10 protein-coding genes and 1 pseudogene are annotated in these 10,664 nt (G+C 63.2%); 3 read left to right on the top strand and 8 right to left on the bottom strand.

Going from position 1 to position 10,664, the window contains the following annotated elements; all coding sequences use genetic code 11:
- Positions 1-683 precede the first annotated feature (683 nt).
- Both AC1DF4_RS18955 and AC1DF4_RS18950 read right to left on the bottom strand, forming a co-directional pair.
- Positions 684-851, bottom strand: a pseudogene (locus AC1DF4_RS18955) (ATP-binding protein); the annotation flags it as partial.
- A 10-nt stretch (positions 852-861) separates the two neighbouring features.
- On the bottom strand, positions 862-1,155 hold the full coding sequence (locus AC1DF4_RS18950; protein ID WP_476914321.1) for a hypothetical protein: 294 nt from the start codon (positions 1,153-1,155) through the stop codon (positions 862-864).
- Between the two features lie 349 nt (positions 1,156-1,504).
- On the opposite strand from AC1DF4_RS18950, the gene AC1DF4_RS18945 reads away from it, so the two are divergent.
- Positions 1,505-1,903, top strand: coding sequence for a hypothetical protein (locus AC1DF4_RS18945; protein WP_476914320.1), 399 nt, complete (start codon positions 1,505-1,507; stop codon positions 1,901-1,903).
- A gap of 345 nt (positions 1,904-2,248) precedes the next feature.
- On the opposite strand, the gene AC1DF4_RS18940 is transcribed toward AC1DF4_RS18945, so the two are convergent.
- A complete protein-coding gene (locus tag AC1DF4_RS18940) occupies positions 2,249-3,460 on the bottom strand; it encodes a metal-dependent hydrolase family protein (RefSeq protein WP_476914319.1) in 1,212 nt (403 codons plus the stop codon).
- A 303-nt stretch (positions 3,461-3,763) separates the two neighbouring features.
- On the opposite strand from AC1DF4_RS18940, the gene AC1DF4_RS18935 reads away from it, so the two are divergent.
- Positions 3,764-4,696, top strand: coding sequence for an aminoglycoside phosphotransferase family protein (locus AC1DF4_RS18935; protein WP_476914318.1), 933 nt, complete (start codon positions 3,764-3,766; stop codon positions 4,694-4,696).
- A gap of 166 nt (positions 4,697-4,862) precedes the next feature.
- Here AC1DF4_RS18935 and AC1DF4_RS18930 read toward each other — a convergent pair whose 3' ends face one another.
- A complete protein-coding gene (locus AC1DF4_RS18930; RefSeq protein WP_476914323.1) occupies positions 4,863-5,216 on the bottom strand; it encodes a methyltransferase domain-containing protein in 354 nt (117 codons plus the stop codon).
- Between the two features lie 683 nt (positions 5,217-5,899).
- On the opposite strand from AC1DF4_RS18930, the gene AC1DF4_RS18925 reads away from it, so the two are divergent.
- Positions 5,900-6,868, top strand: a complete 969-nt coding sequence (locus AC1DF4_RS18925) for a zinc-binding alcohol dehydrogenase family protein (RefSeq protein WP_476914322.1) — start codon at positions 5,900-5,902, stop codon at positions 6,866-6,868.
- A 44-nt stretch (positions 6,869-6,912) separates the two neighbouring features.
- On the opposite strand, the gene purU is transcribed toward AC1DF4_RS18925, so the two are convergent.
- The 4 genes from purU to AC1DF4_RS18905 form a co-directional block, all read right to left on the bottom strand.
- The gene (gene purU, locus AC1DF4_RS18920; RefSeq protein WP_476914317.1) at positions 6,913-7,767 is read right to left on the bottom strand and encodes a formyltetrahydrofolate deformylase; all 855 of its coding nucleotides are present in this window, start codon (positions 7,765-7,767) and stop codon (positions 6,913-6,915) included.
- Between the two features lie 3 nt (positions 7,768-7,770).
- Positions 7,771-9,249, bottom strand: a complete 1,479-nt coding sequence (cycA, locus tag AC1DF4_RS18915) for a D-serine/D-alanine/glycine transporter (RefSeq protein ID WP_476914316.1) — start codon at positions 9,247-9,249, stop codon at positions 7,771-7,773.
- A complete protein-coding gene (locus tag AC1DF4_RS18910) occupies positions 9,239-10,069 on the bottom strand; it encodes a methylenetetrahydrofolate reductase (RefSeq protein ID WP_476914315.1) in 831 nt (276 codons plus the stop codon). Before AC1DF4_RS18910 ends, cycA begins: the two co-directional genes overlap by 11 nt.
- Before the next feature lie 28 nt (positions 10,070-10,097).
- A partial coding sequence (locus tag AC1DF4_RS18905) for a lipoyl synthase (RefSeq protein ID WP_476914314.1) occupies positions 10,098-10,664 on the bottom strand: 567 nt, incomplete at its 5' end.

The following is a 10,664-nucleotide window of genomic DNA, read 5'->3' as shown; positions in this document are numbered from 1 at the left end:
TCACCCTCAAAGGCTCGAGCTACCGTCTCAAACACACCCGCACGGACTCCCTGCCCTCGACACGACCGGAAAATCAGGCAGAATAACGAACGTCAACGTGGCTCACTTTTCAACCCACGAAACGGCTCAGTTTTCGACCATCGCTGACAGATGAACCGGTCATCGGGGGACCACGTGTGCTCGTCGTCGCATCGGTAGCCGCGTAGCCACGCTTGACCGTCTACGACGCGAAGATAGAAGCCTTTCTGAGTATGTCAACCTTTTCTGGCCCCGGCCGGGCGGTTGTACTTGGCCCCACGGGTCGTAGTCACTTCAGGCGGTCAGCAGGTCAGAGCAGAACTGGAGCGGACAGCTATTGTGCCTAATAAGGGCATCATCCGCGTGGGACCCAAGAAATGGACGGCAGGCCGTTTATGAGCGTCATTCCAAACGAAGGTCACGGAAAATGGATTGCGGCAGCAGTCCTCGGGCTAGCTGTGTATTTCCTCGTTATGTCAACCCTCTCCTTCATGGACGGGGACTGGTTGCTAGGCCTTCTGTTTCTCGTGCTTGCTCTGGTGCTAGTCGGTGCCGAGCTGGTCAAGTTTCGATCTCGGAAGCGCACAGGCCCGGGCCGCAGCAGTGGGAAGCCCAATATTTAGAATGCCGCCAATTGCAGCGTTCCGTGCTCCGGCACCTCGGCCTTAGCTGGCGTCCCTTCGTGCTGTCATGCGGGCCAACCGGTAGGAGTCCGTGCCGGTTTCGATAATAGCGCCGTTGAAGGTCAGCCGGTCCACGATTGCGGCGCACAGGCGGGGGTCGGTGAAGGTCTTGGTCCAGCCGGAGAAGGATTCGTTGGAAGCGATCGCGATTTGCAATCGACTACAGCTGCCTGCCCCGACGCTCCCAGTCTGCTCTGCGGGCCTCTTCCTCGTTCCAGAACGGGGCATCATTCCGCCGGACCCGGAGCAGATACAGGAAGTAGACCGCGCTGATGGCGAACCAGGCCAAGAAGACCCAGAAGGACGCCGCGTCCCATCCGTCGTCCGGCCGGAGCTTGTTGAGTGTGAGCAGTGCGCTGCAAACCGTCTGCCCGCCGGCGGCCCAGGCTGAAAACTTCCAGGTGCCGCGAGTCATCCGCGGTTCCAGTCGCTTGCGCCCCTCACTGGTCGGCATAATCAGAGCCTACAGCCGCCCACGTGGTCCTCCCCCGGCATCGCTCTCCGCACCTGTGGGGCATCGTCCTTGAGCCGTTCCAGTCGGTTCTGGCCATACACCGCTGCGCCGATGAAGAGGAGTGGCGTCGCCATCGCAACCCAGGCAGCTGTTCCGTCCCGGTTTCCAGTTTCCGACATGCGAAGCGCCGCGGAGCCCAGCCAACAGAGAGCCAGGATGATCGGCCAGGTCCGCGCATAACGGAGATCCGCCCTGCTGAGGACCATCCGTCGACGTCCCATGGCCAGGGCCTAGTCCTTCCTAGTCCCCGTGGCGTGGGACGGGTTAGGGTGGCGGCAATAGTCGACTATTGGATAGGGGACCAATGAAGCTCTGGCGTTCGATGATGAACTTGCCGCAGCCGGTGAAAGGCTGTCTAGTCGCCTACCTGATCGTGTTCGCTGCGGTCTTCGTGTCCGTGCCTCTCCTGGCGCTTATCGGGCGCGAACAAGCAGCCAGCGTGACGCCCTGGACGATGGGGGCCATGGGCCTATCTGTGGTGGTGCTTGGGCTGGTGCTGGCCTTCGACGTCAGAGGATCCGCACGGGCTTATGCCGCGATGATGAAGGACTTCAAACCCATGGGGATCGACTACTCCCAGTCGTTCTTTGCCAACCCGAAGTTCATCAGATTCTTTGGCGGCATGTTCGCGCTCGTGGGGGTCTGGTTCATAGTGGGTTCGACAATCTTCGCATCACAGATCAGATGACGGACCCGATGGCTGAGAACTCTAAGGACGGCTGGCAGGGCGTGCTGCGACGAGCCCCTCGGTGGGTGGTAGCACTCGTGATAGCGGTCGCATGATCGGTCATGATTCTGGGTCTGCAGTTCCTTCAAGGAGAGGACATCGAAGCCGCGGACGTAGCGATCACCGGAGCCCGAGCCCGCCAGAGTCCGCGGCCGGCACGACCCGATCCGAAGCCCAAGGTGTGGACAATGGCCGCACCCATTTCTTGAGCAGTCCGGATTCCTACCGAGGGATCATGTGTTTGGAAATCAAGGTGGCGGCGTCTTGCAGATCCGTTTTCCGGGCGGCAGAGTCGTCCTGTCAGTGTCATTGGCTGGCCACGATGCGTCCGCGCTGGATGACCACCCGCGGCCGGGACTCGTCCCACAGCACCGCCGATTCCTCGAAGGGATTGCCGTCCAGGAGCACCGCGTCGCCCACAGATCCTGCGGCGAGGCGGCCTATGTCCGGGTTCTGCAGGAGTTCGCTGTTGACGGCCGTCATCGACCGCAGGGTCTCCAGTACTCCGGCGGCCTCGATCTGCAGGCGCACACCCACCAGTTGGTCATCCTCCAGATCCCCCATCAGGTCCGAGCCAAAGCCCACCTTGACGCCCTCTTGCAGCGCCAGCCCGATGGCCTCCTTGCCGGCGAAGAGCACCTCGGCGTTCTTCGCTTGTGAGACCGGATTCAGCCCGAGGTCCTCGCCGCGCCGGTTTATGGCGTCGTAGGCGGCCAGTGTGGGCACCAGGAATGCCCCGCGCTCGGCCATCAACGCCGCCGTCGGGCGGTCCAGCAGGTTCCCATGCTCGATGGAGCGGACACCGTTCTGCACCGAATGCACGATGGCCTCGGGCGAATAGGCGTGCGCCGCCACATAGCTGCCCCGGCGCGTGGCCTCGTCCACCACCGCACGGATCTCCTCGGCGGAATACTGCGGAAGGCGGATCGGATCGGTCAGGGACACCACCCCGCCGGAGGTCATGATCTTGATGGCGTGGCTGCCTGTGCGGAAACGTTCCCGCACGGCCCGGCGGAGGTTGTCCATGCCGTCGACCACCTCACACATGTGGCCATGGCTGAAGCAGATGTCGACGTCGGCCGAGCGGGGGTCCCCATGGCCGCCTGTTTGGCTGAAAGCGGGCCCGGTGAAGTAGTAGCGGGGTGCGGCCAAAAGCCCGGTGTCGATGGCCCGGGCAAGCCCGATGTCGCCACCGGCCACGTCGCGTACGGTGGTGAATCCGCGCCGCAGCGCGGCCCCCAAGCGCTTGGCCCCCACCAGGGCCGCATAGCTCAGCGGGCAGCGCTCCACCTCGAGTCCGCCCAACCCCACCGCATAGGCATGGAAGTGGGCGTCGATGAGCCCCGGCACCACCACCTTGGACCCGGCATCAACCACCCGGCCCTGGGGTGCCACATCGCCCACCCCGGCCACCCGCCCGCCGCGGAAGACGATGGACCCCTCTATCAGGTCCGGCGAGGAGCCGTCGAAGATGAGTGCGTTGGCAAGAGTCAGGGGCTGGTCCTGTGCGGTATCCATCGTTTCTTCTCTCCTGGTCTGCGCCCGCCGACGGCCTTTGGCCGCCGAGACCGGGTGCTGGCGAAAGGGCGTCAGCGGCTGGGCCGCATGGTGCGTTCGGCAGCCACCAGCATGCCATGTTCGGGCGTGATGCGCGGCCCCACCCGGCCCAGCAGATCGCTCACGGCATCGTCCGCCACGCTCGGCCAGCCGGCCGACGGGCTGTGCCGGAGTAACAGCGAGGAATCCGGAAATCCGCCCGCAAGCCGATCCGTTGAGGAACCTCCACTGGGACAATCGCGCAAAGCAGCTAACGTAGCCAGCATGGCTATGCACGACGATGAGTTGCACATTGACGAGGAAGTCGCTCGTCGGCTGATCATCGACCAGTTTCCGGAATGGCGCCCTGAATATGTCCGGCGCATCACGACAGACGGAACAGTGAACGCCATCTTTCGAATCGGCGCCGACCTTACGGCACGATTCCCGCTGCGCTCCGCCGATCCAACCGATATGAGTGCGGAGCTCGCCCGGGAAGCCACGGCAATGCGCGAGTTGGCCGCATGTTGTCCGGTCGCGACACCGGCGCCTGTTGCCATGGGCGATCCGGGTTACGGCTATCCATTGCCGTGGACTGTTCAGACCTGGATCCACGGGGCAGTTGCAACACCCCACGACTTAGCTCACTCCGAAGTGTTTGCCCATGACCTCGTGCACCTCATACGTTCGCTTCGCGCTGCCGACACGAAGGGACGCCATTTCGCCGGCTCTGGGCGTGGTGGAGGCCTTCATGGCTCTGACGCGTGGATGGAAGTCTGTTTCCGAGAAAGCGATGGACTCCTTCCGGTCGATCGGCTCCGCGCACTCTGGGCGGAATTCCGGAGCTTGCCTAATGACACCCCCGAGGTGATGACGCACGGTGATTTGATTCCTGGCAATCTCCTCGTTGAGAACGGCCGATTGGTTGGCGTGCTCGATGGCGGGGGTTTCGCTCCGGCTGACCCATCACTCGATCTTGTCGCCGCATGGCACATGCTCGATGACGAGAGGAGATCAAGCCTCCGCAATGAGCTGGCTTGCGGTGACGTTGAGTGGTGGCGTGGAGCCGCGTGGGCATTCCAGCAGGCGATGGGCCTGGTGTGGTACTACCGGGAGACGAACCCGGGGATGAGCGTGCTCGGGCAGACCACCTTGGCGCGCATCCTCAATGACCCAGTATTTACGGCGCTTAACTCCGCTAGTCCGGGTGCCCGTTAGCCGATCCCTCAGCGGGACGGTCTTTGGGTGTCTAGGGAGGGGAGGATGAACATGCCGTCCGGCCCGTCAGGTGTCGCTGGGGCACCCGGGGCCTTATAGACGCTGACGCACCAGGGGTTGTTATTGAATGGACCTAGGTGCCAGTTCGAATACCGGCTCTGAAGCGTTAGACCCGATGCGTCTGCAACGTTGTCTTGATCGCGAGGACCCCACGAGCCTGAGTCGAAGTCCCGGTAACTAGAAAACCGGCAGGAGTGAGGATTCTTGCAGCATTGTTAAAGGCCGCCTGCAACTCAATGGGAGTGAGGAAGGCTGGGACGTTTCCGGCCATAAGGATGCACTCGTAGCTAAGAGGCAGGCGCAGTTCCTCTAAAGAAGAATCGGAGAGATCTTCCGCCCTCAGTTGCCGGTACCAACTTGAATCGAATAGGTCAGCGGCGACCTGAAGTACAGGCTCCGATGGATCGATTCCATAGGCTTCGTGTCCGCGGTGTCTCAGCGCATTGACGGCGGAGCCAATTCCGCGTGGGCTGCATAACTCCCGACCTGCAAACTCTGCCCGGTAGAGTTCCGGTCATGGCCCGAACCCTAAGGCAACCCAACAAGACCGGAGTCATCTGGGTCGCGGTCACTTGTACCCTGATCATCACCGGCCAACTCTTTACGATCAGCGGTACACCCGGCACTCACATAGCGTCGTGGGTCCTCATTGGCTGCACAGCGCTTCTCTTCATCACCGTCGTAGTCTCGTACCTTCGCAAGGCTAGAGGCCAAGATTCTCCGCCCGATTGAACCTCGGGCGCGTGATCCCCTGCAGGGCTGTGGCCAACCGGTCTAGCACAAGATAGTGTCCGGTAGCCGATCCTTTACCGGAACGTCTGTAGCTGGTTGCGATAGCTTTCCAACGCACCGATGATCGGGCCGATAACGCCGGAAAGCGTAGTGGCATCTGTATCCTCGGCGACCTTGTGACCACCCTCGGCAAGCTGTCCGACTAGAGCGGCCTTGACCTCGGAGCGCGACACATTATCTGGAAGCTTGAACGCAAGGCCGCGCCGTAATCGAGGCCGAACTCGACAGCTGGTTCACCCCGGCCCTGAGTCCGACGGAGACCACCACCCTGCTCTGCCTCCTGGCCCGGCTTCGCAGCGCCCAGCGGCCCGCCCTGGACTCCAAGGCGGCCGGCCAGTGAGCGGGCGCACCATGCGGGCCGTTGTGCTGGACCGCCCGGGGCCGGCCGAGGCTATGGTCATACAAGATAGGCCAATCCCCGTACCCCGGCCCGGCCAAGTGCTCATCCGCGTCCGGGCCTTCGGGCTCAACCGCTCGGAACTTCATACCCGCCTGGGCCTTGCCGAAGGCGTTACCTTTCCCCGTGTGCGCGGGATCGAAGCCGTAGGAGAAGTGGCAGACTCCCCCGGCGGAGAATTCCGCGCCGGGCAGAAGGTCGCCACCCTGATGGGCGGCATGGGCCGCGTGTTCGACGGCGGCTACGCCGAGTACACGTGCGTGCCGGCCGGGCAGGTCATACCGTTCGAATCAGAGCTGCCCTGGCCCGTCATCGGCGCCATCCCGGAAATGCTCCAGACCGCCCACGGGTCCCTCACCATTGGACTGGACATCCAGCCCGGCCAAAGCCTGCTCATCCGCGGCGGAACCTCCTCCGTCGGGATGGCCGCCGCAATCCTGGCCAAGCGCCGCGGGCTCACCGTCCTGGCCTCAACCCGCACCGAGGCCAAGCGGGAAGCACTGGACGCGATCGGCGTCGACCATGTCCTGATCGATGACGGCGACCTCGCCGCCGCCGTCCGGCGCATCGTTCCGGGCGGCGTGGACGCCGCCCTCGAGCTCGTCGGCACCCCGACCCTGCGCGACACGTTGCGCGCCACCCGGATCCACGGCGTCGTCTGCTTCACCGGGATGCTCTCAAACCAGTGGACCATCCCCGACTTCTACCCCATCGACTACATTCCACGGGGCGTCCGACTCACCTCCTACACCGGCGGCGCCGCCGACCTACCCGGCAGCGTGCTCCAGGAATTCCTGCAAGCCGTCAGCGAAGGCACCGCAACCGTGCCCATCGGCAAGGTCTACGCCCTCGATGACATCGTCCAGGCCCACACCGACATGGAGGAAAACCGCGTCAGCGGAAAACTCGTCGTCACCACCTAAGCCCCACCACTTAATCGCCACTGCCGAATCATTCGGACACCGCACTATCGCAAAATAACGGTGCGGTTGCCCTGGACCTGGATTCTGCCCTCGCAGTGCCAGCGGACGGCGTTGCGTAGGGCAGCACATTCGGCGTCCCGGCCCACTTGCACCAGGTCATCGGCGGTGTAGGTGTGGTCCACCTCGATGACCTGCTGGGAGATGATCGGTCCCTCATCCAGTTCGGCGTTGACGTAGTGGGCCGTGGCGCCGACGGTCTTAACGCCTCGTTCATACGCCTGGTGATATGGTTTGGCGCCCTTGAAGCTGGGCAGGAACGAGTGGTGGATGTTGATGGTTTTGCCTGTCAGCTTGGCCGACAGCTCATCGCTGAGGACTTGCATGTAGCGGGCCAGGACCACCAGCTCCACATCGAACTCGTCCACTAGTTCCAGCAGGCGGGCTTCCTGCGCCGGCTTGGTTTCTTTGGTGACCGGAAGGTGGAAGAACGGGATGTTGTGCCACTTCACAAGTTCCTCGTGGTCCGGGTGGTTGGAGACGACAGCCACGATTTCGACGGGAAGGTCACCCGTGCGGGCCCGGAACAGCAGGTCGTTCAGGCAGTGTTCGAATTTGGACACCATCACCAATAGCCGGCTCTTACGGCCGTGCGGCTCGATCTGCCAGTTCATGGTCCACGTCTGGGCCAGCGGCGAGAAGTCCCGGCGCAGTTCCTCGGTGCTGAACGCCTTGGTCCCGGCGGCGAAGTGCACGCGCATGAAGAACTGCTGGGCCTGGCGGTCGCCGAAGTGCTTTGAGTCGATGATGTCGCAGTCGTGATCGAGCAGGTAGCCGGTGATCGCGTGGACGATTCCCGGGGACTCGGCACAGTTGACGGTCAGAATGTGTTCGGTTTCCACGGCTCAGATTCCCCGCTGTGCATTCTGCTCGGAAACGACCTTTTGATCGGCTTCTACCTTCTCGCCGGCGAGGTCCTTCTGAAACTCCGCGTAGCGGGCCAGGTGGGACGGACGCTTGCGCAGGATGAACCAGGCGATGCCGAGGAGGATGAACCAGACCGGGGTGACCAGCAGGGCCAGCAGCGTGTCGGGTTGTGTGGTCAGCGCCCACAGTACGAAGGCAAAGAAGGCGAAGACGCTCCAGACCATCGGGATGCCACCGGGCATCTTGAACTTGGACGCGTCGTGGAGCTGAGGGCGGCGCTTTCGAAAGGCAATGTAGCTGGCTAGGATCATGGACCAGACGAAAACGAAGCAGACCGCGGCAACCGTGGTCACCATCTCGAAGGCCTTGCCGATGTCCTGCCCCGCGTACATCAGGATGACGCCGGACAGGAGCAGGACGCAGGAGAGGAACAGGGCGTTCTGCGGGACCTTGCGGCGGGACAGCCGACTGAAGACGCCGGGGGCATCGCCTTCCTGGGCCAGGCCGTAGACCATGCGTGAGGTGGAGTAGATGCCTGAGTTGGCCGAAGACATGGCCGAAGTGAGCACCACCAGGTTCACGATGGTGGCCGCAGCGCCGAGGCCCGCGAGGGAGAACATGGCGATGAAGGGGCTGTGCCCGGCACTGAACTGGGTCCAGGGGGTGACGGACATCAGGATGATGAGGGCGCCCACGTAGAAGAGCAGGACACGGATGGGGATGGAGTTGATGGCCTTGGGCAGGTTCTTCTCCGGATCCTTGGCCTCGGCAGCGGTGGTGCCAACTAGTTCAATGCCCACAAAAGCGAAGACGGCGATTTGGAAGCCGGCTACAAAGCCCATGAATTCGTTCGGGAAGAACCCGCCGTGGCTCCACAGGTTGGTGAAGGTGGCCGGGCCGGCGTCGGACTGGAACCCGCTGAAGATCATAAACAGACCAACAATGATCAGCGCTGCAATGGCAATGATCTTGATCAGCGCAAACCAGAATTCGGTTTCCCCGAACGCCCTCACAGTAGCCAAATTCAAAAGCAGCAGGATGCCGATGGTCACCAGACCGGGGATCCACAGCGGCAGCCCGGGCCAGAGTTCCTCCGAGTAGGCGGCGATGGCGATGACGTCCGCGATGCCCGTGATCACCCAGCAGAACCAGTAGGTCCAGCCGGTGAAGAATCCGGCCCAAGGGCCGAGCAGGTCCGCGGCGAAGTCGCTGAAGGACTTGTAATTCAAGTTGGAGAGCAGGAGTTCGCCCATGGCCCGCATGACGAAGAACAGCATGAAGCCGATGATCATGTAGACGAAGATGACGGACGGGCCGGCGGCCGAGATGGTTTTGCCGGAGCCCATGAAGAGGCCGGTGCCGATGGCGCCGCCAATCGCGATCAGCTGGATGTGCCTGTTGCTAAGCTGCCGCTCCAGGTGGGGCGTGCCCTGGGTGGTGATGGTTTTAGTGCTCACGTGCTGCTCCTCGAATCGATGCTGGCTGGAGTGCCGTTGGGGAAGACGCGGGGCCCGCTTCATTGGGGACCGCATCGAGGTTGTTGAAGCTGTAAAGGTGGATGCCTGCGATGCCGGGCTGTCCTTCTAGCCCGGCCATCAGGGTGCTGGGTGAGTATCGGTCCCCGCTGAGGAGCTTGCGCGCCAGCGGGCCTTTGCGGCTCAGGAACTTCAGGGAACTTCCGACACCGATCTGGGCGGCCAGGTTGACCAGCCTGGTCCGCTGTACGGGCCCCGCCACGCCTGCCCAGAGGGGCAGGTCCAGACCTTCACGGCGCATGAGCGCCGCGTAGTCAAGGATTTTTGGGGCGGAGAAACACATCTGGGTGACGATGTGTGCGGCCAGGTGCTGCTTGGCCACGAGCGCGTCCACCAGCTCAAGGGCGGACACCGACGGGTGGCCTTCCGGGTAGCCTGCCACGCCTGCGCGCATAAGGCCGCCGGTGTATTGGGCGATGTCTTCGAGCATCGGCAGGGCCGAGTCGTACGGACCGGCGGCCTCCTTCCGGTCGCCGCCGATCACAAACACCTCGCCGATCCCCGCCACGTCGCAGTCTCGGAGAATTCCGGTCAGCTGAGAGCGGCTCTGCACACTGCGGGCAGCCAGGTGTGGGATGACGTTGTAGCCGAGCATGCTCAGCTCCACCGACGCGCGCATAGTCCCTTCGACGCTGTGGTGCGGCAGGCAGGTCATGGTCAGCGTGGTGGTCAGCGGAACCATGGACTGGACCTGCTCAACGATCCCGGCCGATGGGATAATTTCGATTCTTATAGGGAACATCTTTGGTCCTTTCTAGGTATCGGGATGGTCAGCTGGCGTGCGCCGCGAGCAGTGAGCTGGCTTCCTGGCGGGTGCTGCCGGAGCTTTCGATGTGGGCGAGCTGGGCCGGGATTTCCCAGCCCTTCTTGCGCATCGCGGTGGCCCACAGCCGTCCGGCGCGGTAGGAGGAGCGCACCAGCGGTCCGGACATGACGCCCAGGAAGCCGATCTCGTCGGCTTCCTGCTGCAGGTCCACGAACTCCTGCGGCTTGACCCAGCGGTCCACCGGCAGGTGGCGCTCGGACGGGCGCAGGTACTGGGTGATGGTGATCAGGTCGCAGCCGGCCTCGTGCAGGTCCCGGAGCGCTTCGGAGATTTCCTCGCGGGTCTCGCCCATGCCCAGGATCAGGTTGGACTTGGTCACCATGCCGAGCTTGCGGCCCTGAGTGATGACGTCGAGCGACCGGTCGTAGCGGAACGCCGGACGGATCCGCTTGAAGATCCGCGGCACGGTCTCGACGTTGTGGGCGAAGACCTCGGGCTTGGAGTCGCAGATCGCCTCGATGTGCTCGGGCTTGCCGGAGAAGTCCGGGATCAGGAGCTCGACGCCGGTGCC

It is taken from the genome of Arthrobacter sp. 05N429 (assembly GCF_056397045.1).
The sequence above is the reverse complement of the archived record's forward strand: the minus strand, read 5'-3'. Positions and strand labels throughout refer to the sequence as shown.